At 61.7% G+C, this 22,070-nt stretch carries 23 protein-coding genes; 10 read left to right on the top strand and 13 right to left on the bottom strand.

The window, feature by feature from the left end; all coding sequences use genetic code 11:
- Positions 1 to 73 precede the first annotated feature (73 nt).
- Positions 74 to 565 (top strand): prepilin peptidase, encoded by a 492-nt coding sequence (locus J6497_RS22820; protein ID WP_225706518.1) that lies wholly within the window; start codon positions 74 to 76, stop codon positions 563 to 565.
- 101 nt (positions 566 to 666) lie between these two features.
- Here the strand turns inward: J6497_RS22820 and J6497_RS22815 are convergent, their stop codons facing one another.
- From J6497_RS22815 to J6497_RS22770, 10 genes are read right to left on the bottom strand one after another with little or no spacing between them, the layout of a single operon-like run.
- The gene (locus tag J6497_RS22815) at positions 667 to 1,308 is read right to left on the bottom strand and encodes a hypothetical protein (protein WP_225706517.1); all 642 of its coding nucleotides are present in this window, start codon (positions 1,306 to 1,308) and stop codon (positions 667 to 669) included.
- A complete protein-coding gene (gspM, locus tag J6497_RS22810; protein ID WP_225706516.1) occupies positions 1,308 to 1,871 on the bottom strand; it encodes a type II secretion system protein GspM in 564 nt (187 codons plus the stop codon). Before gspM ends, J6497_RS22815 begins: the two co-directional genes overlap by 1 nt.
- Positions 1,868 to 2,938, bottom strand: coding sequence for a PilN domain-containing protein (locus J6497_RS22805; protein WP_225706515.1), 1,071 nt, complete (start codon positions 2,936 to 2,938; stop codon positions 1,868 to 1,870). The genes gspM and J6497_RS22805 overlap by 4 nt, the downstream gene beginning before the upstream one ends.
- Positions 2,938 to 3,852 carry a type II secretion system minor pseudopilin gene (locus J6497_RS22800; RefSeq protein WP_225706514.1) on the bottom strand — a complete coding sequence of 305 codons (915 nt, stop codon included), beginning with the start codon at positions 3,850 to 3,852 and terminating at the stop codon, positions 2,938 to 2,940. Before J6497_RS22800 ends, J6497_RS22805 begins: the two co-directional genes overlap by 1 nt.
- Complete coding sequence (locus tag J6497_RS22795) at positions 3,852 to 4,562, bottom strand: PulJ/GspJ family protein (RefSeq protein WP_225706513.1); 711 nt, start codon at positions 4,560 to 4,562, stop codon at positions 3,852 to 3,854. The genes J6497_RS22800 and J6497_RS22795 overlap by 1 nt, the downstream gene beginning before the upstream one ends.
- On the bottom strand, positions 4,559 to 4,963 hold the full coding sequence (locus J6497_RS22790) for a prepilin-type N-terminal cleavage/methylation domain-containing protein (RefSeq protein WP_225706512.1): 405 nt from the start codon (positions 4,961 to 4,963) through the stop codon (positions 4,559 to 4,561). Before J6497_RS22790 ends, J6497_RS22795 begins: the two co-directional genes overlap by 4 nt.
- Positions 4,944 to 5,408 (bottom strand): type II secretion system protein, encoded by a 465-nt coding sequence (locus J6497_RS22785; protein WP_225706511.1) that lies wholly within the window; start codon positions 5,406 to 5,408, stop codon positions 4,944 to 4,946. The genes J6497_RS22790 and J6497_RS22785 overlap by 20 nt, the downstream gene beginning before the upstream one ends.
- On the bottom strand, positions 5,401 to 5,916 hold the full coding sequence (gene gspG, locus J6497_RS22780) for a type II secretion system major pseudopilin GspG (RefSeq protein WP_225706510.1): 516 nt from the start codon (positions 5,914 to 5,916) through the stop codon (positions 5,401 to 5,403). The genes J6497_RS22785 and gspG overlap by 8 nt, the downstream gene beginning before the upstream one ends.
- 15 nt (positions 5,917 to 5,931) lie before the next feature.
- On the bottom strand, positions 5,932 to 7,143 hold the full coding sequence (locus tag J6497_RS22775; protein ID WP_225706543.1) for a type II secretion system F family protein: 1,212 nt from the start codon (positions 7,141 to 7,143) through the stop codon (positions 5,932 to 5,934).
- A gap of 4 nt (positions 7,144 to 7,147) precedes the next feature.
- Positions 7,148 to 8,827, bottom strand: coding sequence for a GspE/PulE family protein (locus J6497_RS22770; RefSeq protein WP_225706509.1), 1,680 nt, complete (start codon positions 8,825 to 8,827; stop codon positions 7,148 to 7,150).
- A gap of 300 nt (positions 8,828 to 9,127) precedes the next feature.
- Here J6497_RS22770 and gspD point away from each other — a divergent pair, with 300 nt between their 5' ends.
- The 3 genes from gspD (at position 9,128) to J6497_RS22755 (ending at position 13,106) form a co-directional block, all read left to right on the top strand.
- Positions 9,128 to 11,491: a type II secretion system secretin GspD gene (gene gspD, locus J6497_RS22765; protein WP_225706508.1), complete on the top strand. Its 2,364-nt coding sequence runs from the start codon at positions 9,128 to 9,130 to the stop codon at positions 11,489 to 11,491.
- A gap of 13 nt (positions 11,492 to 11,504) precedes the next feature.
- Entirely contained in the window at positions 11,505 to 12,035 is a 531-nt protein-coding gene (locus J6497_RS22760; RefSeq protein WP_225706507.1) for a tetratricopeptide repeat protein, read from the top strand.
- A 132-nt stretch (positions 12,036 to 12,167) separates the two neighbouring features.
- Positions 12,168 to 13,106: a hypothetical protein gene (locus tag J6497_RS22755; protein WP_225706506.1), complete on the top strand. Its 939-nt coding sequence runs from the start codon at positions 12,168 to 12,170 to the stop codon at positions 13,104 to 13,106.
- 399 nt (positions 13,107 to 13,505) lie between these two features.
- Here J6497_RS22755 and J6497_RS22750 read toward each other — a convergent pair whose 3' ends face one another.
- Entirely contained in the window at positions 13,506 to 14,312 is an 807-nt protein-coding gene (locus tag J6497_RS22750) for a lytic murein transglycosylase (RefSeq protein WP_225706505.1), read from the bottom strand.
- Between the two features lie 231 nt (positions 14,313 to 14,543).
- Between J6497_RS22750 and J6497_RS22745 the strand changes: the two genes are divergently transcribed.
- The 4 genes from J6497_RS22745 (at position 14,544) to J6497_RS22730 (ending at position 16,504) form a co-directional block, all read left to right on the top strand.
- The gene (locus J6497_RS22745) at positions 14,544 to 14,900 is read left to right on the top strand and encodes a DUF6152 family protein (protein ID WP_225706504.1); all 357 of its coding nucleotides are present in this window, start codon (positions 14,544 to 14,546) and stop codon (positions 14,898 to 14,900) included.
- Between the two features lie 4 nt (positions 14,901 to 14,904).
- Positions 14,905 to 15,393, top strand: coding sequence for a hypothetical protein (locus tag J6497_RS22740; RefSeq protein WP_225706503.1), 489 nt, complete (start codon positions 14,905 to 14,907; stop codon positions 15,391 to 15,393).
- Between the two features lie 23 nt (positions 15,394 to 15,416).
- A complete protein-coding gene (locus J6497_RS22735) occupies positions 15,417 to 15,980 on the top strand; it encodes a histidine phosphatase family protein (RefSeq protein WP_225706502.1) in 564 nt (187 codons plus the stop codon).
- A gap of 164 nt (positions 15,981 to 16,144) precedes the next feature.
- Positions 16,145 to 16,504, top strand: coding sequence for a hypothetical protein (locus J6497_RS22730; protein WP_376708260.1), 360 nt, complete (start codon positions 16,145 to 16,147; stop codon positions 16,502 to 16,504).
- Between the two features lie 72 nt (positions 16,505 to 16,576).
- Here J6497_RS22730 and J6497_RS22725 read toward each other — a convergent pair whose 3' ends face one another.
- Entirely contained in the window at positions 16,577 to 17,083 is a 507-nt protein-coding gene (locus J6497_RS22725; protein ID WP_225706500.1) for a hypothetical protein, read from the bottom strand.
- 229 nt (positions 17,084 to 17,312) lie between these two features.
- Between J6497_RS22725 and J6497_RS22720 the strand changes: the two genes are divergently transcribed.
- Complete coding sequence (locus tag J6497_RS22720; RefSeq protein ID WP_225706499.1) at positions 17,313 to 17,549, top strand: hypothetical protein; 237 nt, start codon at positions 17,313 to 17,315, stop codon at positions 17,547 to 17,549.
- Positions 17,550 to 18,334: 785 nt separating this feature from the next.
- The gene (locus tag J6497_RS22715) at positions 18,335 to 19,570 is read left to right on the top strand and encodes a reverse transcriptase domain-containing protein (protein ID WP_225706498.1); all 1,236 of its coding nucleotides are present in this window, start codon (positions 18,335 to 18,337) and stop codon (positions 19,568 to 19,570) included.
- Between the two features lie 187 nt (positions 19,571 to 19,757).
- Here the strand turns inward: J6497_RS22715 and rpoD are convergent, their stop codons facing one another.
- A complete protein-coding gene (gene rpoD, locus J6497_RS22710) occupies positions 19,758 to 21,893 on the bottom strand; it encodes an RNA polymerase sigma factor RpoD (protein ID WP_225706497.1) in 2,136 nt (711 codons plus the stop codon).
- Between the last annotated feature and the right edge of the window lie 177 nt (positions 21,894 to 22,070).

The following is a 22,070-nucleotide window of genomic DNA, read 5'->3' as shown; positions in this document are numbered from 1 at the left end:
CTTGAAAATTGAGCTGCTGAGCGCGAAGGAAATTCTGGTAAGCACTCACACACTTCGTCATTCATCGTAGCGCATGCCCGCCGACAGTGAAGCTATACAGTTCCTCGGATTCTACATCGCCCTTTGCGTGACATGCTGCGCGTTGGCAATGATCGACTTTCGCCGCGGTATCATTCCCGATGGATTGAATCTTGCGATTGCCATCCTTGGCATTGCGCAAGCCACGATCTTCGGGAACCAGACGGACGCCTTCGGAGCGCTCGGCGAAGCTGCGGCGGTTGCAGTCATTTTCTTGTTGTTGCGGCGCCTCTATTTCCTGCTGCGACAGACCGAAGGGCTCGGGCTCGGCGATGTCAAATTTCTCGCAGCCGCCACGACCTGGGTCGGCATCACCGGCATTCCGATCTTGCTGTTGATTGCCACCTTGATGGCGCTTGCAGCGGTCGGCGGCCTGCAGCTCGCCGGGCGCCAAATGAAACGCCATACATCGCTGCCATTCGGTCCGTTCTTGGCGCTCGGTCTGTTGCTGACGCTGGCTTTCCAGCGATGGCTCGACCTGAACTAGCGCATGATCCGGAAAAGTGGACACCGGTTTTCCGAAAAGATGGTGCTCAAACAAAGAGCTAAAGCGGGATGACGATCCGAAGAAAAGTCATCACGCTTTAGCTAGCGTCGCGTTGCCAATGGCGTCCTGATCGTGCTCACTGGAACGAGATGGACCTCGCCGCCGCCCTCGCCGCCTGGCGGCGGCAGTGTAAGCACGGCACCCTGTTCGTCCTTTTCCATGGTGACTTCGCGCCCGTGGATCGCGCTCAGCTTCCAGCCCTGAAAATCTTCGCCGATCTTCAGCCGTAGCGCAGCATTGGTCGATTGATCGAGGAAGATCCCGAAGCCTTCGTCATCTCCGGCAATGGTACCGACGAGCGACAGTTGCGGAGATTCGACTTCCTTCTTCCGCGGCGGCGGAGGCGGCCTGGCGATGACAGGTTCGGCGACGGCCACGGGCGGCGGCCGCCGTGAGGGCGAGAACACCGGACGCTCGCGCGTATTGGATAGCTGCGTCAGCGGAATGCCCCACAACGGGTTGGCCGGAAGTGACCGCGCCGGCGCCGCCCGCGGTGGAACCACGCGCACTGTCGTGACCGGTTCAGAAGGCGGCGGCGATGTCAGGACGGGCCCGCCCAGCCGCGTGTCGTCCAATAGGCCGGCATCCAATGCATCACCCGATGTGTCAGGCGCCGCTGCCGCCATGGATTGAACTGACAACGCCAAGCCCAAGAGGCCCGTGACGATCACTGTCAAACGCATCACTTGGCCCCCCGCCACTGTCCGGAGACGCCCAGCAGCACGCGCAGCTTGCCCGGGCCTTCGCCCGTATTTGCCCCATCGAGGATGGTCTGCACGACGAGCTGGTCGATGAACAAGAACGGCATGCCGGCCTCCAGGTCGTAAAGCACCTGTTGCAATTGCTGTTGCTCGATTTCGCAGCTCGCGACCATGCTGATGAAGCCGGCCTTCGCGGGTGTGTTGGGGACATCGAGCTGGGTCGACAATACATTGCCGCCGAATTTCGTCACCGAACCCGCCACGCGTTGCAATAACGTGGCGCCGGCAACCGTGACGGTGGCGCCTTCGAGATAGGCCGAGCCCGCCGGCATCGTCTCACCAAGCGCGCCGCCTGCTCTCGCCGTGCGGCCTTCCAACTGCGCCAGCATCGCCGACGACGAAGCGAGTTCGTTACGCTGATCTATAAAGTCGGATAGCGACGATATGGCCACGAACAGCAGCAGGATCAGCAGCCCAGCATAAATCGCGGCTGCCACGAACGGCTGGGTGCTGATTGCCTTCAATGACCGGGCGGATGCGTTCATGAGCCGGATCCGAAATAGGCTGATATATTTGCCTCGACGTGAAAGCGCTCGCCAGACTCGTTCGCCGCACGGGTGGTCGGCGCAAAAAACGTGGCGCGGGTGAACTGCGGCGACTGTTCCATCAAGCGGATGAGCGATGGCGCGTCCTGGGTCATGCCCACAACCTGCACCTTGTCGCCTTCGATGCGCAGCTCCGTCACATAGGTCGTGTCCGGCAGCACGTGCGAGAGCGCTTCCAGCACCATCACGCTCGACGGCGTGGTCTGCTTGCGCTTTGCCAATAGACCGATCCCGGATGCCACGCCATTGGCGTCAACCCGCAATGCCGCACGGCGCTGCAAAATCTGCCGCTGGACATCCTCCTGCTCGGATTGCAGCGATCCGCCGAGATAGATGCTCAGAAACAACGACGCAGCGGCGGCGACGCCCGTCAAGATCAGGGCGACGCGCAACGAGCGCGGCACATTTGGTCCCGCCACACTGCGGAGCCGCTTGTCGAGCAGCTTCACCTGAACCAGCGCGCCGCCGCCCGCCGCTGGCGCATGGATCGCAACGGAAGCAGCGCCCAGCCGTTCGGCCAACTGCACCAACGGATCGACTTGCGACGCCGAGGTGGCGCTGAAGGCGACTTCGATCCGGTCGTCAGCGATTGGAGCCGGCGAACTCCAGCCGAACACCGCCTCGCCCGCGCCCCATGGCGTCAGGCGGTCGACCTGCGAACGAATCATGCCATCGAGAAAGTCAGCCGCCTGCCTTGGGAAGTCGAGCAGACGAGTCATGACATGGTCGGGCGGCAATTGCACCTCGACACGGCTGCCCTTGAAGGCGGCACTCCACTGCGCTGGCAGCGGCGGCTCCGGCGTGCCGTGCCGCATCCGGAAGGAGAGAACTGTCGGAGCGCGACTGTCTTTTGATGCCTTCATGCTGGCGGTGAATGTGCCGTCCGCATTCTCGTCGAGCTGGATGCGGCGCTGGCGCACCAACCGATCCGTAATGCTGTCGACCGCACCAGAAACCGCCGCGATCCATTGCTCGAACCATTGCCTGGTTTGCACGATCATTGTCATCAAGTGCTCCCGCGACGCGAAACGGCATTTCGCGGTGCGATGTCATCCTGCCAGGACAGCACCCGGTAGGGCTCAACCTCGTCGCCCATGGCGATCACGACCTCCGAGGTGGTGCGGCGGCCATTGCGAAAGTGGATCGTGGTCTCGACGCGGTAACAAGGGCTCTTCGCCGTCGACGCATCGGTCTTCGCTGAATCGGACGGTTGCGACGCCGGCCGCGCGGCGTTCACCGAAGCCGAACCACCTCCGAACGGATCTTGCTTGTTCGCAGACTTGTCGGGCATGGCCTCGATGACTTCCGGCGCCGCGATTGCCGGATCGACATCGGGAGATCCGTTGAACACCGTGACGAAAGGCAGTGCACGCTCCACCAACGCCGCCGGCAGGCCGACGACCAGCGCCAATTCATTGACATGGGTAAACGGAGCCTGCCGCGGCGAATAGCCGACCGAATTGTAACGCGCCTCCTCCTCGTTAGCGTTGCCGGGAACGGGCCGGGTTCGCCAGCCGACGACCCGATTCGCATATTCGATTGCCGCGTCCTTGCTGGCGCCCAGCGAGGCAAACAGGCCGGCCAACATCTCGTTGGGAGCGAGATTCAGATCGACGCGGGCAGCCTCCGATGTAAAGGCGACCTGGACACTCGCATCATCCATGCGGAAGTGAAAGGCTCCGCGCTGAGGCTTCGCAGATTCGTCCGCCAGCGCCAGTTGGTAGGCGGTCAGTTCGAGGCTGGCGGATACCAGTGCTTCGGTCTGCAGCGCGGTCTCGTTGACCGCGATCGCCCGCGTGGACGCTGACAAATAAGCTGCAAAGACCATTGCCAGGGATGCCAGCGCCGCCAGGATCCAAAGCACCGCGACAATGACAAAGCCGCGTTCGCCTGAGGATTTGCATGCGCCGATCGCTGCCATCACGTCCTCCCTGGCTCGGCAGCGCCTGGCGCGCTGTCCTTGTTGTCGTCGCATTTGGCGTTCGGCTTCGTACAATCGCTCGGCAATTGGACATGAACCGGCGCGATCGTCGAGACCGACAGCACGCGTTGGCTCGCGCCGTCGCGCACCGTCAGCTTGATCATGGCCGGTAGGCGGTCGGCGTTTCGCCAGGTGCTTTTCCAGATGTGATCGGGACCGGCATAGGCGAATGACAGGCGAAACGGCGCGCGCAGCAGCACCACGGGATCGCCGAGATGCGTTTGCTCCGACAGCGACAACCCAACGGGCAGCGGCGTGAAGCGGGCCCGCGACCGAACCGTGACGAACTCGCCGCGCTCCCTGGTTTCACCGAGCCGCACGACATCGAGCCCCGGCCCGGCGTTCGGACCCACCGACGTTCGCACGAACGTGACGGACAACTCCGATCCGTCGAACAGCGGACGGCGCGAGTCGCGGTTGGCGGGAACAAACTCAGCCGCGGCCAGGTCCGCGGCAATCCGCTCGAGCGCGATGCCGGTCAGTTCGCTGCGCTGGATCCGACCAAATCCCCTGTTCCAGTTCGGCAGCCACTGCGCGGTGATGCTCGCGAGCGCCGACAGCAATAGCCCCATCAGCGCCAGCGCGACGATGGTCTCTATCAGCGTAAATCCGCGCTCGTGCGCGCGCTGCCTGACCAATGCTGGGCTCATTCGGATGGCCTCGGCATCAAGCGCACGGTCCGAATATCGGATAGCGCACCAGTGGGCGACCGGACACGAATCCTCACCAGTTCGGGCGTCCACGGCACATTGGCGCCTGGAACGGTCCAATCGCCGCCGAGCGGACTGACGTCGATGGTCCAGCGGTAGCCGTCGGCCTGGCCCGTCGAGGTGCCCTGCTGCAATTCCGCGCGGGGCGGAACGCCAACCGTCATCACGGTCCGCGCCGCCTGCATCAGCGCCACGTGCTGCTCCAATGCGCGCACGCCGCGCATGTTGCCGGCCATGACGGTGCCGATCGCGACGATGGAGACGGCCACCACCGCCAGCGCCACCAGCACTTCGATGATTGTAAAGCCTGCGTCGGGGCGATCAGTTGGTGGCGTTGTCACGGGAAACGACCTCGACCCTTCCGGTGAGCCAGTTGACGCGGATCTCATAGCCGGCGTCGAGCCGCGTCAGCGCGATGGATCCGCCACATGAGCTGCCATTGGCGAAGAAGCGAATGGTCGACAGCGCCGCCCGCCGTTGGCAGGTTTGCGGCAACAGCGCATCGAAGCGAACGTCCTCGGGAATGCGGACCGTCGATCGCGACGACCCGGAATGGATCACGCGGCTCGGCGCGTCGACCAGCGTCGCGATGCTGGTATTGCGGTTGATCGCCGCATTGCGATCCGCTTTCAGGAGCGTCGCGGCCTGCAACGCGTAGGCCTGCAACCGCGACCGTGACGTCTGGCGTGGAATGAATGGCAGCAGCACGGCAGCCAGCAATGCGATGATGGCGAGCACACACACCATCTCCAGCAGGGTGAAGCCGCGCTGCGTGACGTCATTCATCTCGGGAGGCTGTCGTCTTCTCAAGAGAAATGTCGGCGGAATTGCCGCTGCCGCCCTCCTGGCCATCGGCGCCATAGGAGACGATGTCATAGGGACCGTGCTCGCCGGGCGACCGATAAACATAGGCGTGATTCCAGGGATCCTTCGGGACGTTGCCGCCCTTCAGATACGGCCCATTCCACGCGGCAAGCCCCGGCGTCCGCTGCACCAGCCCGGCAAGCCCCTCCGCGCTCGAAGGAAACCGTCCGGCATCGAGATAGAATAGGTCGAGCGCACTCGAAAAACTCTGCAGCTGGATGCGGGCGGCCTTGACCTTGGACTCGCTGAGATAATTGAGCACGCGCGGGCCGATCAAGCCCATGATCAGGCCGATGATGGCGATCACGACCAGCATTTCGACCAGCGTGAAGCCCTCTTGACCGAGATAGGCGTGCCCGCTTCTCTCACGGGCGCTCCGGTGTGTGAGGCGGGTGACGAGCAATTCAGCGATGCTCTTGAGCGAAATCATGATGTAACCCTTGCTCTAGCCGACAAGTTGCGTGACCGACAGCAGCGCCGTCATGACGGATACGATCAATCCGCCGACGACCGTGCTGATCGTGATGATCGCAAGCGGTCCGACGATGCCGACGATGCGATCAAGGCTGCGCTGCAATTTTGCTTCGTAGAATTCGGCGACCCGTCCCGCCAGCACCGGCAGCTGCCCGGTTTCTTCACCCAACCGAAGCATGCGGACCGCCATCGGTGGCAGGCTGTTGGCGACGGCAAGGGCCTCAGACAATTTTCCGCCATGCCGGACGCGGTCGGAAGCCGCCGTCCAGCTTGCTTCGCTGCCCGTCACCGCCATGATGTCAACCAAGATACGCAAGGTAGCCGTGAGATTGACGCCGCTGCCGAGCAGGACACCGAGATTGCGGCAGAACAGGCTGGCGCGATAGAATTGAAAGATGTTGCCGATCAGGGGCAGCTGCGATAACGCGTTCACCATTGCCGCGCGCACGCTTGCCTGGCGCAACAGCCACCAAACGATTGCGATGACAGCAGCCGAGATCAACATGGCGGCCGTCGCATTGGCGCGCAGGAAATCGGATAGCTGGATGAAGGTGGCGAGCGCCGTATCGGACTTGGCGCCGAAATCCCCGAGCACGGTCGAGAATTGCGGCAGCACGAACAGCAGAAAGAACAGCATCACGCCCGAGGCCGCGATCAGTACGAAGGCGGGATACTGCATGGCATCCGTGAGTTTCCGCCGCATCTGTTCGGAACGCGCGCGCTCTGCGCCGAGCATTTCGAGCACGGAATCGAGTGTGCCGGAGACTTCGCCGACGCGCACCAAGGCGCCATACATCGGTGGAAACAACGCCGGATGATCTGCCGCCGCATCGGCGAAACTCCCGCCGGCAAGCAGCGCCGCTCGCATCTTCGCCACCACGGGGCGCATCCGTCCGACATCTGCATCACCCGACAGCAGTTCAAGCGCATCGTCGAGGCGGGCGCCGGCCTTGAGCAGCAGCGCGAGGTCGCGCGTGAACGTGGTGATCTCGGCGGCGCTCGGCCGGCCGAACAAGCCGAAGCCTGCCGAACTGTGAGAAGCCCGCTTGTCTTCGATGGTTTCGATCGGCAAGAGCCGCAGATATTCGATCCGGCGCGCGACCTCGGCGGCTGTCGGTGCACTGATCGTGCCGTTCACGATCTCGCCGTTCTGGGTCAGGGCGCGGTAGCGGAAATTCGGCACGTGGTCACCGCATGGTCGTGACACGGAGAATTTCCGCAGGCGACGTCAGCCCGGCGCGGCATTTGGCGATGCCGTCGTCGAGCATTGTAGTCATACCTGCACGAATCGCAGTTGCATCGATCTTCAGTCCGTCGGTCTTCTCCCCGATCAGTTCACGCAGTTCGTTGGAGATTTCGAGCAGTTCGAAAACGCCAAGCCGCCCCCGATAGCCGGCGCCGCTGCAGCGTTCGCACCCGCACGGTTCCTGGATCGTTTCACCGGCGCGGAACCCGAACGCGGCAAGCCGCGGATCCTCGGCGAAATCGGAAGGGCCAAGCGTCCGTCCCGATTTGCAGCGTTCACAGAGTTGCCGGACAAGACGCTGCGCAATCACGCCACGCAGGACCGAGCGCAGCAGATAGCTCTCAACGCCGAGGTCGAGCAGTCGCGGCACCGCAGCAGCCGCCGTCTCGGTATGCAACGTTGTCAGCACCAGATGGCCGGTGAGAGCCGCATGGACCGCAACATGCGCGGTCTCGGAATCTCTGATTTCCCCGACCATGATGACGTCAGGGTCCTGCCGGACGAATGAGCGCAAGGCAGTGGCAAACGTCAGGCCGATCGCGGGCTTGACCTGGGATTGATTGACACCCGGGATTTCATACTCGACCGGATCTTCGATGGTCAGGATCTTGCGCGTCGGCTCGTTGAGGATCGAGAGGATCGTCGCAAGTGTCGTCGTCTTGCCGCTTCCGGTCGGACCGGTGATGACGATCATGCCGTGCGGCAACGCGAGCAGCCGCCGCAGCTTGCTTTCGTCTGCTGCCGAGAATCCCAGTTTTTCCACGACCAGCAGCCCGCGATCCTTCGGCAGGATGCGAATGACGGCCGATTCGCCGTGTTGCATCGGCATGATCGCGACGCGGATATCGATGTCGGAACGTCCTGCCCGCAACCGCGCCGCGCCATCCTGGGGCAGCCTGCGCTCGGCGATGTTGAGATTGGCGATGATCTTGATGCGGGAGATGACGGCTTGCGGCAGCACGCCGGATAGCGCTGCCACCGGCCTCAGCAGGCCGTCGATGCGCAGGCGGACCACGAGGCCGGAGAGAAACGGCTCGATATGGATATCACTGGCGCGAAGTTCGACAGCCTTTTCAATGAGATCATTGACCGCGCGGACCACCGGGGCGCCACTTGCAAGATCGCGCAGGCTCTCGATGTCGTCCTCGCGCGGCAGCGTTGCCACCGGTCCGGCGGCATCCGTGTCCTCGACGTGCACTCGTTGATCCAGGACGACGGCAATGTCTTCCGAGGTTGCGACCTTGATCGCGACGGCGGTGCCGAGCACGATCTGCGCCGCGCGTTGCGTCGCCTGATCGGTCGGATCGACGACCGCGAGCGTCATCGCGCCATCGGATGTGGTGCACGGATAGACCATGGTCTCGCGCAGAAAGCGCTGCGAGAACGACGCCCCGAGCGGCGCAGCCGACATCATCTCCTGCAGGGTCACGCGGCCGAGTCCGAAAAAGCAGGCAGCCTCGTCGGCAAACTCGGCGGGCGAGAGATTGGTGATCTCCCAGAGCTTTTGGTGACGGCGGTCGGAGCCGCCCTGTCCCGCGCCGTCCGCCTTTTCCTCAGCGGGCGTCAAATGCTTGTTCTGACGGAGGTAGTCGACGAATTGCGAGGACCGATCGCTGGCCATTTCGTCTTCTTCCGTCACATTGGTTTGGAGCAGCGCAGACGTCAGGCGTGTTGTTATCGATCCGAAGTATGACAGGCATACGAAGGCAGCGCGTGCTGAGTGTTCGAGAACGTCGAGACCGGACTTTCCCGAATGACTGGTCTCGCTTTTCTTCATGCCTTCATGCTTCGGCGTACGTCGCAGAATGCTAACCGGCCGACAATCATGTAATCAATTTATTTTTGTCATGTTCACTCGCTAATAATTTCTGGGGCAGGGGCTGATCGTCGAACATCCTCCAGTCGGAAACGGCAAGGACTTATGGTGCGCGTAGGCAAGCTGGGCCGCTACCAACGGATTCGTGGCGGCATCGGCGCCGCCTTTGTTTTGTTTTCGCTGGGGCTGCTGGCATCCTGCAATTCCGCAACGGTCGGAGGCGTGGATACGGCGCAGGTCGACATCTCCGACAAGGTGCGCTCGCTTGATCTGTTGCCACGGCAATCGCAACCGGTGAACGCCTTGGCCGCTGGTGGCGCTCAGGGTGGCGGCGTTCGCGCGGCAATGTATGAGGGATCCGAAGTCACGGCCGTGTCGGATGAGCGGCTGCAGCCGACAGCGAATGGCAACGGCTTCGATCTGAACTTTGAGAACACACCGGTTGCGACGGTCGCCAAGGTCGTCCTCGGCGACATACTGCAGGTGGGTTACACCATCGACCCGCGGGTGCAGGGCACCGTGAGCCTGGTGTCGGTCCGTCCGGTGCCGAAGTCGGACATCGTGTTCGTGCTGGAGAATGCCTTGAGATTGAGCGGCGTCGTGCTGCTTCGCGATACGACCGGCTATCGGCTCACGCCACTTGGCGACGCGGTCGGCGGAGGCCGGGTCGACACGGCGAGCGGCAATCCCGAACCCGGGTTCGGCGTCTCCGTCGTGCCATTACAATATGTGTCGGCGCAAACGCTGCTGAAGCTGATGGACAGCTTCGCCACCAAGGCCGGCGCGGTGCGCGCCGATACGACGCGAAACCTCATTCTGATTCAGGGAACCGGCGCTGAACGCCGCACCGCGGTCGATACGGTGCTCAGCTTCGACGTTGACTGGATGCGTGGCCAATCCGTCGGCATATTCCCGATCTCGAGCGGCTCGCCCGCGCCCATCATCGCCGAGATGGAGAAGATCGTCGATTCCGGCGAGAACGGCCTCAGTCAGAACATCATCAAGTTCCTGCCGATCGCCCGTCTCAACGCGGTGCTGGTTGTGACGAAGAAGCCGGAGATGCTTCGCACGGCCGCGACCTGGATCAAGCGTCTTGATCGAAACGATACGGCGCGGACCACGGTCCACGTTTATCGCGTGAAGTTCGGCGATGCCCGCCAGATCGCGCGGGTGCTGACGGATATGTTCCTCGGCGGATCGTCGTCAAGCCTGACCGAGAGTGCCGACAGCCAGATCGCGCCGGGGTCAGGAATCGCGGCGAGTTCAAGTGCTGCGGATCGGCTGTCGCTCAACGGCAACTTGGGGGCGAACACAAATGGCGGCTTTGCCTCTCGCGGCAACATGGGAATGGCTGGCGCGTCCGGCCTCGGCGGAAACGGCGGGCCTGGTGCGCAGCCGGCCAATCCCAATCAAAACGGCGGTGGCGCTCCGCTCGATAGCGGCCGCGGTTCTGGAAACGGCCAGCCGATGATGCAGGACGTGCGGATCACGCCCGACACCGTCAACAACACGCTCTTGATCTACGCCGACCAGGCGAACTACCGGATCATCGAAGCGACGTTGGTCCAGATCGACCAGCCGCAGTTGCAGGTCGCGATCGATGCGACGATTGCCGAGGTTACGCTGAACAACACCTTAGCCTATGGCGTCCAATCCTATCTGACGAGCCAGAATGTCGGGTTGAAGCCGAACACGGGCTCCATCCTCAACACCCAGACCCCGGCCTCCGCAGCGCCTACGACAATCGTCGACCCGACGACGGGCGCAGCCACTGTCGCTGGATCGGTCACCAATGCCTTCATCAATCGGGCCTTCCCCGGCTTCAACTTCCTGATCGGCTCTGAAACCCAGCCCAGCCTGATCCTCGATGCGCTGCATGCAGTCACCAGCGTCAAGGTGCTCTCCAATCCGTCGCTGGTGGTGATCAACAACCAGGTAGCGACGCTGCAGGTCGGCGACGTCGTGCCGGTGTCGACCGGAAGTGCGACGGTGTTGACGACGAACAATACCGTCGTCAACACCATCGACTATCGCAACACCGGCATCATCCTGCGGGTTTCGCCGCGCATCAGCGTCAACGGCAATGTCCGGCTCGACGTCGAACAGGAGATCAGCAACGTGCCCGCGGCAAGCGCCAACAGCCTGACGCCGACGGTGTCGGAGCGACGGGTGAAGAGCCAGATCTCGGTGGCAAACGGTCAGACCGTGCTGCTGGCGGGCCTGATCAGCGAACAGCAGAACGGCACCCGCAGCGCGATTCCCGTGCTTGACCAGATTCCAGGCCTTGGCGATGCCTTCGGACACCAGAGCAACAACACCCAGCGCACCGAACTGATCATCTTCATCCGTCCGCAAATCATCCGTGACGGCTCCGACGCTCACGTCGTGGCCGAAGAGCTGCGATCGAAATTGCGCGGCAGCATCGCCACGACCTCGACCAACGCCCCGATCACCACCAGCTTCCATTGAGCGGGACAACAGAATGCTGAGCGTCTGTGCCGCGCGCCGATTTCTCTTGGCACTGCTGGCCGTTGCGCTTGCGGCAGCCGCCGCGCCGGTCGCGGCTGGCAGCCTTTCGCGTGGGACCGCTGCGTTCTATCGCGGCGATTACGTTCGCGCGTTCCGGGAGCTTTCGCCGCTGGCCGAGCGCGAGAATGCAATCGCGCTCGGCCTGCTCGGCTTCATGTACGAGCACGGCTTTGGCGCGCCGCAGGCCTATGACGCCGCCGCCGATCTCTATGCCCGCGCGGCTATTCAAGGCAATCCATTCGCGCAGGCCATGCTCGGCCTGTTGTACGACAAGGGTCACGGCGTTCCGCAGGATTTCGTCCTCGCTTATAAGTGGCTCAATCTCGCAGCGGCCCGAACCAGCGGGCGCGAGCGGGACGCCTATGCACGGTTCCGCAACGCGGTCGCTTCAAAAATGTCGACCGATGAGATCGTGATCGGCCAGCGCCTTGCGTTGAACTGGTCGCCTGCCCTTCCCGCGCCCGCCCTGCGACTGTCACATTAAGGTCGGCTGAAGCCCGCTCGCTACGCCAAATCCGCGTCACAGAAGCGTCAATTCCGCATCAGATCAGTTGCGGTCTGTGACAGAATTGCTACGGTCACATGTCAGTTCGACTACGCGGGAGAGCAGGGCCCCATGAGTATGGAGTGGCGCGCGCGGCCAAATCCGGTGGTTCGGTGGTGGGGTCTGTTGACCCTGGTCAGCGGCGCCAACATCGCGCTTTGGTTCTTGCTGTACGGCGAGTTCCACAAGCCTGTCGTGGGCAGCCTGGGCAACACCTCTAGCACCAAGTCCATGTTCCTGCTTTCCGCGGCATATGTCTTCGGCTGCGCATTCAGGTCGTTGCTTCCGCGCGCGGATGTTCAACGGATCTGTCTGTTCGACACCTGGCTATCGAGCGTCTTCGTTGGCCGATCGGTGGCAACCGTGGCCGAGATCTGTTTTGCGGTGCAATGGGCGATCATCCTGAACCAGCTCGGCGGGATCGCCGGAGCAGAGACGACCTTGAACGCGGCGCGGTTGATCGTGCCCTTGATCATCATCGCGGAGTGCTTCTCATGGTACGCGGTGGTGTCCACCAACTATTTAGGCAATGCCATCGAGAACTCGATATGGGCCATCGCCTTCTTCGTGGTCGGCGTTGGCCTTTGCCGGCTCCTGCCTGAATATAACGGTCTGGTCCGCGTGGCCCTCATCGTCGCGATCGTCGGAATTGCGGGCTACCTGGCTTTTCTCATCACGATCGACGTCCCAATGTATTTGAGCCGATGGCAGGCAGGTCTTGCCGATGGCAGCAAGCTCCTCGGTTTTCTCGAGGGGCTCCATGACGTGAGTACGCGCTGGGTGGTGACGCACGATTTCGAGCACTGGAAAGACGAGATCGCCTGGATGTCGCTCTATTTTAGCGCGGCCGTCTGGGCCAGCCTCGCGCTTTGCGTCGTCTATTCGCTCGACGGTCATCTGCCGCAATATCGCACTGGAGCGGCGGCTGCGAATTGCCCTGCAGCGATGTGCAGCCCGCCGCAAGGTGCTCGCAAAGCCGACTATCGATATGCGGCACTGTCAGGCGTGTGAATGATGTGCCGGATTTTGGCTCGGCCTTCGTCGACAATGTCCCATTGCGGAAGAGCGTCGTTTCTGAACCTGTGACCCGCAACGATAATTTCGTCTCCGTCAATGGCCTCCACCGTTGCCGCTTTCCGTATCCCGTCGTCGGTCGGCCCGCAAATCTGCAAGACAACCGGATCGCCAAGCGCAAGCTTGCGCATGTCCCCCTGCCACCAATAATTCCTGCCCACCGGGGTGGTATCATCGCGAGCCATGATCGAGCAAGCGAAATGGGCCCGCATAAGGGTATGGTTTTACTGCGGTATGCACCGGGGTCGGGACGATGAAGTCGTTCTTCTAAGCATCGCGAATAAGCATCGCGAAGCGATGGACCCGGAATGACGAGTGGAGACGGCGGTGTGAACCTCACCGGCCCATCAGCCGATCGGCGAAATAACCGATGGTCTTGCGGTAGATCACGGCTCTGTTCCATTCGCGCATCGCTTCGAAATTGGCGCTGCCCTCGTCGTAGGGCGCGCCCATCTTGAAGCCGTTGGTGTGCAGGAGATTCGCGGTGGAGGCGAGAACGTCGGGCACGCTATGACGCAGATCGACATGGCCGTTGCCGTCGAAATCGACGCCGTATTTGATGTAGGACGACGGCAGGAATTGCGTCTGGCCGATCTCGCCGGCATAGGCTCCGATCATGTCGTTCAGGCGGAGATCGCCGCGCTGCACGATCTGCAGCGCCGAGAGCAATTCGTTCTGGAACAGCTCGGTGCGGCGGCAATCATGCGCGAGCGTGGCGAGCACGCGGAACACCGGCAGCTTGCCCATGTCGCCCTTGCCGTAGTCGCTCTCCAATCCCCAGATCGCGACCAGGATCTGGCGCGGCACGCCAAACTTCTGTTCGATGCTCGCAAGCAGCGCGGCATGACGCTGCAGCATCGCGCGCCCGGTGTTGATCCGCCCGGGTCCGACGCGGGTGGCGACATACTGCTCAAAAGTCTTCCGGAACGTGCCGCGCTGGCGGCGGTCGAAGGCAAGCACGCCCGCATCCTGCTGCACGCCATCGAGCGCCTGCGAGATCACGCTTTGCGAGATGCCGGCCGCGGCTGCTTCCTGCGAAAAACTGGCGATGAACGTGCGGAAGTCGCCGCCGCAGCGGGCCGCTCTGGCCGGGCCGGATGCGAACAGCGCAAGCAATAGGGCGGCCAGAGCAAGCCTCAGCATGTCGAATTTCCTTCAAGAAAAAACGTGGGCGGGAGGCCGATCATGCCCGCGAAACTCGCATCCGTCAAAATGCCGACGGGACCTTTTGCCGCGCGTCCTGGCGCGCGCGGTTGGCGTTTTCCTTGGCGACCTGCGGCACCTCGCGCGGCCGCGCCGGTTTGAGCGATCAGGCAAATCGCGTTATACGGGTGCGGCGCGGCTCGGCGTTGCCCTTCATTGCGGAGGCAGCCTATGAGATCAATCACCCGTCGTCTTTTCCTGTCGCTGGCGGCCGCCTTTAGTCCGGCAGCGGCGATGGCCCATCACGGTTGGGGCGGCTACGATACCTCCAAGGCATTCACCGTCACCGGCGAGATCCTCAAATCCGCATTCCAGAATCCGCACTGCGCGATCGAGATGGAGGTTGGCGGCAAGCACTGGCACTTCGTGCTGGCGCCGCCCTCGCGCATGCAGCAGCGCGGGATCACGCCGGACCTCATCGCGCCCGGCAAGACCTGCACCGTGTTCGGCTATCCTCACACCAGCAATCCGGACGAGGCGCGGATCGAATACATCATTCTCGACGGCAAGCGCGTCGAACTGCGGTAGGCCAGTGGAGCAGCATCCGGCCCCGCCGATCTTCCTGGCCTTGCAGGAGAGCGCGCTGGGGCATCTGATGCGCAGCTCGCCCGCGCTTTATCCCGCGGTGGAGATCCTGCACATCCTCGGCTTCGTTGTGCTGGTGGGATCGATCCTGGCCCTCGATGTGAGGTTGCTCGGATTGGGGCGCGCTATACCGATCCAGCCGATGGCGCAATTGCTGCTGCCTTTGTCACGCTTCGGTTTCCTGCTCGCCATCGGGATGGGTTTCCTGCTGTTCAGCGCGGATGCGGCGCATGTGGTGCGCAATCCCGCGTTCCAGGCCAAGCTGCTGCTGATTGCGGTCGCGCTGGTCAATGTCGTGATCGCGCATGCCGGCCCCTGGCGGCAAGTTGCGCTGTGGGGAGGCGAAGCGTCCGGCGGCGCAAAAATCACCGCGCTATTGTCGCTGCTGCTGTGGCTCGGCGCTGTCTGCGCCGGCCGCCTGATCGCGTATTTTTAACGAGCTCCTTCGCCATGTTTCGCATGCGCTTCGTCATCATCACGATACTCCTCGCGGTCTGCGCCGCGCCTGAGATCGCAAGCGCCGATCAAGCCGAGGCCTGGACCGCGTTGCGCGCGGGCCGGCATGTAGCCCTGATGCGCCATGCGGATGCGCCCGGTGGCGTCGGCGACCCGCCGGGATTCAGGATCGATGACTGCGCCACGCAACGCAATCTCAGCGCCAAGGGACGCGCGGATGCCGCAAGGATCGGGGCGCGGCTCAGGTCGGAAGGGATTGCGGTCGAGAAAATCCTCTCTTCGCCCTGGTGCCGCTGCATGGACACGGCGACGCTGCTGGAACTGGGACCGGTCGAAGCCGAACCCACATTCGGCAATGTGGTGGTGCTCAGTAATCAAACAGCGGCGCTGACCGCCGGGGCACGCGCGATGATCGACAAATGGACCGGGAGCGGAATCCTGCTTGTCGTGACGCACGGCGCGAATATTCGGGCACTCACAGGCATTTTGCCGGCGAGCGGCGAGATTATCGTGGTCCCAAGCGGAAGCGGCGGCAGCAAACCTGTCGGCCGCCTGACGCTTGATTGAAGCGTGAAGCATCCGCCACGCGCGATCGGACCGAACTTAGGAACGAAGCTGGAGCGATGCCGGTTATTGGTCAGAACCGGGCTCGGCTTTTCAATTCGCCCGTTTGTCGGGTGAACCGCCGTCCCTGTCATTCGCAAATGCGGTAGGCTTTCATGATGAACGACATGCAGGAAGAGGCGCCCTCGCCGCGGTCGCTTGTTTTCGGAGCGCCGCTGCTCCGGCTGCTCGCGATCAATCTCGCCGCAGGCGTCTCGCTGGCGGTGCTGCTGGTCGGCGGCTTGCTGCTGCTCAATCCCGGCCGGCTGCGCGACCTGATCCTGGCCGATCATGCGCCCGGCGTTGCGCTAGGGCTGCTCTTGTTCGGCTTCATCGTCACGCTGGGCTCGAGCACGATGGGCACGGCGATCATGGCGATGGGGCAGCAGCAGACCGACGGCGGTCCACGACGCGGCCGCGGCCGACTGGTGGCACAGAGGGTCGCTGCCATGGCGCCGACCCAGGGCAGGGCGGCATCCGACGCCTGAGCGAAAAGCGCCGCCACCACTGTTCTTCCGCGCACTTGATGCGCTAGCCGCCGGCAATTGGCTGGTGAGGCTTCAATGCAGGTTGAGCAAGTTCTTCACCAACTGCCCCGAAATGATATCCGCAAAGGACAGCTTGATCTCCGGAGCGGCCGCCGGCGCCGGGCTGGCAGGCGCGACCGCGGGCGCCAGCGGTAGCGGCGGCTGTAGCGCTGCGACCTTGGGCGCCTGCCGTTTGACGACCTTCTTGGTCTTTTTCTCGACCTCAACCGCCGGCGGAGGCGGAGGTGCTGCAGCGAGCGCGCGCACCGGAGGCGAAGGCGCGGTGGCGAGCGTGCGCACCGGCGGCGGTTCGCTTGTCGTCACCGGTTCGGCCAGCGTTGGCGGCGGCACAATGGTGGGCAGGCTGGTGTCGATGACGACAAGTTCGGGCGGCCGCTCGACCGAAGCAATCCGGATGGCCGGCCGCTCGACCGGGTCACCCGGCGCTTCCGTTAAGGATTGTGGCGAGCACCAGTCAACGATGTACATTAACACAAGAAGCGATGCGCCAACCCAGGCGATGTATCGTCCGACAGGCATAACCATCTCTCGCCACCATGCTGATGTGACGAGAAGCAAAGGCCGTAATTCCTGACAGTTCGTAACCGCGGCGGGGTTTGCGGGGGAATATTGGAACGTGGTTACCATCAAGGCCTGCACTACGAACTCGAGCATTTCGGCGAAGCACGCGTTGTTCGCGCAGGGCAGGCAGCCGCGGAAAGGCCGTTATTTTCTTTGACAGCGGTGCCCTGATCGAGGACAAGCCGCCATGGCCAAGAAACCCGGGACCAATCCCAAAGGCGAGTTCGCCTTTTTCAACGTCGTCTATGAAGACGGCTCCCAGCGTTCCAACCGCCGCGTGCCTGCCGAGTTGCTCGGCGGCCTCGATGGCGACGAACCGGCGCGCGGTTTCATCATCGAACAGGACCGCGAGATCGCCGAAAAAGCCGGCCGCCCACCGTTGGCGATCAAGAAGATCGAACGGGTTGGGGTGAAGAAGAAATAAGCCGCTATCGTTCGTTGATCGTCGCGATAGGGTGTACAAAAAAAGCAACACGTTCCCCGCAGTTTTCTTTGACGAGATGCCCGGTCAAGGTCGGCGTGATAATATGGATTGTTTGTCGAGAGGCTTCGCAGCTTCCGGCTGTGCGATGGACGCTTCACTTTAGGCACCATTCGCCTCTATCTGCCGGATGCATTCGGAAGCCGCTACGACCCCCTGGCTGACTTCCAGCCTCCTCAATCGTAGGGTGCAGCGCTTCCTCTTGCGCGAATCGAGCCCCGCTCGTAATTACGCGGTGTTGGCAATCGCTTTTTTTCCGAGGCGACCTCACGACGGTGATCTGTCAAGAGCCGAGCGTGTCGCGCGCAAGCGTGGCAGCTGCAAAGCTCCGAGACCCAGCAGATGCGTCTTTGACCATCTGGTGGCGGGGCAGAACAACGGAGGTGTCAATGTCCGTGGTGCGTAATAAGAAGAGGCGGGCTAATGACAGGTGTGAGGGAGAGCCGAAGGGGCGGAGGCGGTGCGTCGATACCGTTCGTTCACGGTTTGTTCTTTTCCTGATTGTTGGGACATGCTTGGCGAACAATTCAATCATCGAGGTGAGGCGCGGTTCTTCGACCGTGATTGACCAAACAGCGGTGATCTGTCACGAGCCGAGCGTGTCGCGCGCAAGCGTGGCAGCTGCAAAGCTCCGAGACCCAGCAGATGCGTCTTTGACCATCTGGTGGCGCCAGTTCTAGCAAGCTTAGGTGCACCAACTTCCTCGACCCTGAGCTTGTGCGAACGGCATGACGTCGAGACCAACTAAGATACTTTCCAAGTCTAAGTTGCGTGCAGCTTGGAACGATTCACGAGATTCATCTCCAAACGCGGGTCGACCAGGTATCGATAACGTAACAGCCGCTTGGTTCGCCGCGAATCTCGATCACAATCTTGCAGTACTTGCTGGCAGACTTCGGCAAGGTCAGTATGGTCCCTCCCCCCTAAAATCTGTCTTCATTCCAAAGCCAAACTCTGAGAAAGAGAGAATGATTTGTATTCCGACGGTCTCCGATCGTCTGGTTCAACGAGCGATTATCTTCTATCTCGATAAGAACAAGAAATTTCCTATCTATAATTCGTCATCATTCGGCTTCTTACGCGATCTTGGTACAGAAGCTGCAATAAAAGCAGCTGTGGGACACCGGCAAGCATTTGATTGGTGCTTGAAGACCGATATTGAATCGTTCTTCGATAGAATACCGCGTCAATATTTGAAGGCTTGCGTAAAGAGAGCACTCGGACAGCATAGTTTAGTCCCGATTATTTCTAAGATCATCGATTGTGAAGTGAAGCCTACCGTCTTGAACCGATCGAAGATTCAAAAATTTGGTATCGAGATGGGAGCTGGAATTCGACAGGGGATGCCGCTGTCGCCAATCCTTGCCAATCTTGTTCTTTCCGAATTTGACAATCTTGTCGAGAAGCGCGGGATGAAGATGGTCCGCTATGCGGACGATATTGCTGTCTTTTTCAAAACAAAGCATGAAGCTCAAGAAGGCCACAAGTTCATTAGTGATACCTTAGCCCGGATCAAGCTAACAATCCCAGGATTGAGCGATGACTCTAAGACCCAATTGCTAGGTCCTAGCGATCCAATAGACTTTCTCGGTCGAGAAATTGTCCGAGTTGGCGCCGACAATCATGCCGTTTGGCGCGTAGCGCAAAAACAGATTCGCAAAATCGTAAAGAGGTTGGAAGAGGAATACACACTGCAGGCCAGAATGAAAGCGGACAGCACGTTTCAGGAAACAATTATCGAAGTATGGGATTCAATTGGCGCATACTTTTCCATATACAAAGGGGCCTACAACTATACGTCACTCGATTCTGCGCTTCGCGCCGTTTCAAGCAAAATCATCCGCGAAATTTTCCTAGAGCTTTTTGGTGAACGAGCGATTGCCAACATAACCATTGAGGAAAGAAAATTCTTGGGAATGAGTCATGTCGATTTCGATGAATTTGCAAACGACATGCCGACCTGATCAATGCAAGCTATTGAGCAGCGCCTTGGCTTTGGTCCGGCGGATGCGCGCTCTGGTCACCGAGAACTACTGGCCAATTTCCAGACAATCGGGCGCGGACTGAAACCGCAAACAAAAACGGCGGGCTTTCGCCCGCCGTTCGTGGATGCCCGGGTCAAGCCCGGGCATGACGACTCGTATTGCTGCGTCAGTTATCCAAGAAGCTCCGCAGCTTCCGGCTCCTTGACGGATGCTTCAGCTTGCGCAGCGCTTTGGCTTCGATCTGGCGGATGCGCTCTCTGGTTACCGAGAACTGCTGGCCGACTTCTTCGAGCGTGTGGTCGGTGTTCATGCCGATGCCGAAGCGCATGCGGAGCACGCGTTCTTCGCGCGGTGTGAGCGAGGCCAGCACGCGCGTGGTGGTCTCGCGCAGGTTCGACTGGATCGCCGCATCAATGGGCAGGATCGCGTTCTTGTCCTCGATGAAATCGCCGAGGTGTGAATCCTCCTCATCACCGACCGGCGTCTCCAGCGACAACGGCTCTTTGGCGATCTTCAGGACCTTGCGCACCTTCTCCAGGGGCATACCGAGCTTCTCGGCGAGCTCTTCCGGGGTCGGCTCGCGGCCGATCTCGTTCAGCATCTGGCGCGAGGTGCGCACGATCTTGTTGATGGTCTCGATCATGTGCACGGGGATGCGGATGGTGCGGGCTTGATCTGCAATGCTGCGGGTGATCGCCTGCCGGATCCACCAGGTGGCATAGGTCGAGAACTTGTAGCCTCTCCGGTACTCGAACTTGTCGACCGCCTTCATCAGGCCGATGTTGCCTTCCTGGATCAGGTCGAGGAACTGCAGGCCGCGATTGGTGTATTTCTTCGCAATCGAGATCACGAGGCGAAGGTTGGCTTCCACCATCTCCTTCTTGGCCTGGCGTGCCTCGCGCTCGCCCTTCTGGACGCCGTGCACGATCTTGCGGAATTCGCCGATCTCCAGGCCCGTCAGCGCGGCGAGCTGCTGGATGTCGTGGCGCAGATCCTTGATGCGGTCCTTCTCGTGGTGGACGAAATTCTTCCAGCCCTTGGCGGAGAGTTTCGAGACACGGTTGAGCCAGCGCGGATCAAGCTCCGAGCCCTGGTAGTTGCGCAGGAAATCCTCGCGCGCGACGCCGTGGCTGTCGGCAAGCCGCATCATACGGCCCTCGAACGAGACCAGCCGCTTGTTGATGTCGTAGAGCTGCTCGACCAGCGAATCGATGCGGGCCTGGTTCAGCCGCAGCGACTTCACCTCGACGATGATCTCGTCCTTCAGCTTCTTGTACTTGCGCTCCTGCGAGGGCGAGAGCGACTCGCTCTGCAGCTGGTTGGCAATGTCCTGTTCCTGCAGGCGCCGCAGCTTCTTGTACTCGGACGCGATCTTGTCGAAGGTCTCGACCACCTTCGGCTTGAGCTCGGCCTCGATGGCGGCAAGCGACATCTGGTTCTCGAACTCGTCGTCGTCCATGTCGGCTTCGGCGGCGGCCTCGCCCGGATCCTTCTCCTCGACCTCGGTATCGCCGCCGGCGGCCGGCGCTGATCGGAACGGGGTCGGCGACGGCGGAGCGGCCGGCGGGGCGACATGGGCGGGCGCGCCCGGGGCGACATCGCCACCCTCGCCTTCCGCGGCAGGCGCACCATCAGCAGGCGCGCCGAGCACGGGCGGATTGATGCCGCCCTTGGCCTCCGGGCCGGCATAGGTTGCTTCGAGATCGATGATGTCGCGAAGGAAGATCTTGCCTTCGTTCAGTTCGTCGCGCCAGATGATGATGGCCTGGAAGGTCAGCGGGCTTTCGCAGAGGCCTGCGATCATCGCCTCGCGGCCGGCCTCGATGCGCTTGGCGATCGCGATTTCGCCCTCGCGAGAGAGCAGCTCGACGGTGCCCATTTCGCGCAGATACATGCGCACGGGATCGTCGGTGCGCTCGCCCGGTTCGGATTTCTTGACCTCGGTGACGGCCTTCTGCGTGACCTCGACAAGCTCGTTGTCGGTCTCGTCGTCGGTGTCCTTGTCGTCCTCCTCGCCCTCGGCGTCGTCGGCCTCGGTGACGTTGATGCCCATATCCGAGAGCATCGACATGATGTCCTCGATCTGCTCGGGCGAGGTGGTGTCGGAGGGAAGCACTTCATTGAGCTGATCGAAGGTCACGAAGCCGCGCTTCTTGGCCTGCTTGATCATCTTCTTGACGGCGGCATCCGAGAGGTCGAGCAAGGGCGACGGCGCATCCGCCTGTTCCTTCTCGGGGGCATCCGCTGCCTTGTCGTCTTTTTCCTTGTCCTTAACCTGCAGCGTCTTTGCCTTGGTGGCCATTCATCAAGCTCCCGAAACGCGTTCCATGCGAGGCCGGCGTCATCACGCCCCTCGCATGAATCACCGAAGTCCTCACGAGCGCGACAGCCTTCTCTTCGGAGAAGCGTCCCGCCCTATCTCCTCTTTCGAGCACAATTACGGAATACCCGCTTTTTCCGTTCGTGCCCTTGATGCGGA

Origin of the sequence: Bradyrhizobium cenepequi, assembly GCF_020329485.1 — a bacterium.
Classification (GTDB): Bacteria; Pseudomonadota; Alphaproteobacteria; order Rhizobiales; family Xanthobacteraceae; genus Bradyrhizobium; species Bradyrhizobium cenepequi.
This window is presented reverse-complemented; position numbering and strand designations above follow the sequence as displayed.

Coding starts and splice junctions, on each gene's coding strand:
- J6497_RS22820 (WP_225706518.1), top strand. CDS start 74: ATGCCCGCCGACAGTGAAGCTATACAGTTCCTCGGATTCTACATCGCC.
- J6497_RS22815 (WP_225706517.1), bottom strand. CDS start 1,308: ATGCGTTTGACAGTGATCGTCACGGGCCTCTTGGGCTTGGCGTTGTCA.
- gspM (WP_225706516.1), bottom strand. CDS start 1,871: ATGAACGCATCCGCCCGGTCATTGAAGGCAATCAGCACCCAGCCGTTC.
- J6497_RS22805 (WP_225706515.1), bottom strand. CDS start 2,938: ATGACAATGATCGTGCAAACCAGGCAATGGTTCGAGCAATGGATCGCG.
- J6497_RS22800 (WP_225706514.1), bottom strand. CDS start 3,852: ATGGCAGCGATCGGCGCATGCAAATCCTCAGGCGAACGCGGCTTTGTC.
- J6497_RS22795 (WP_225706513.1), bottom strand. CDS start 4,562: ATGAGCCCAGCATTGGTCAGGCAGCGCGCGCACGAGCGCGGATTTACG.
- J6497_RS22785 (WP_225706511.1), bottom strand. CDS start 5,408: ATGAATGACGTCACGCAGCGCGGCTTCACCCTGCTGGAGATGGTGTGT.
- gspG (WP_225706510.1), bottom strand. CDS start 5,916: ATGATTTCGCTCAAGAGCATCGCTGAATTGCTCGTCACCCGCCTCACA.
- J6497_RS22770 (WP_225706509.1), bottom strand. CDS start 8,827: ATGGCCAGCGATCGGTCCTCGCAATTCGTCGACTACCTCCGTCAGAAC.
- gspD (WP_225706508.1), top strand. CDS start 9,128: ATGGTGCGCGTAGGCAAGCTGGGCCGCTACCAACGGATTCGTGGCGGC.
- J6497_RS22760 (WP_225706507.1), top strand. CDS start 11,505: ATGCTGAGCGTCTGTGCCGCGCGCCGATTTCTCTTGGCACTGCTGGCC.
- J6497_RS22755 (WP_225706506.1), top strand. CDS start 12,168: ATGAGTATGGAGTGGCGCGCGCGGCCAAATCCGGTGGTTCGGTGGTGG.
- J6497_RS22750 (WP_225706505.1), bottom strand. CDS start 14,312: ATGCTGAGGCTTGCTCTGGCCGCCCTATTGCTTGCGCTGTTCGCATCC.
- J6497_RS22745 (WP_225706504.1), top strand. CDS start 14,544: ATGAGATCAATCACCCGTCGTCTTTTCCTGTCGCTGGCGGCCGCCTTT.
- J6497_RS22735 (WP_225706502.1), top strand. CDS start 15,417: ATGCGCTTCGTCATCATCACGATACTCCTCGCGGTCTGCGCCGCGCCT.
- J6497_RS22730 (WP_376708260.1), top strand. CDS start 16,145: ATGCAGGAAGAGGCGCCCTCGCCGCGGTCGCTTGTTTTCGGAGCGCCG.
- J6497_RS22725 (WP_225706500.1), bottom strand. CDS start 17,083: ATGCCTGTCGGACGATACATCGCCTGGGTTGGCGCATCGCTTCTTGTG.
- J6497_RS22720 (WP_225706499.1), top strand. CDS start 17,313: ATGGCCAAGAAACCCGGGACCAATCCCAAAGGCGAGTTCGCCTTTTTC.
- J6497_RS22715 (WP_225706498.1), top strand. CDS start 18,335: ATGACGTCGAGACCAACTAAGATACTTTCCAAGTCTAAGTTGCGTGCA.
- rpoD (WP_225706497.1), bottom strand. CDS start 21,893: ATGGCCACCAAGGCAAAGACGCTGCAGGTTAAGGACAAGGAAAAAGAC.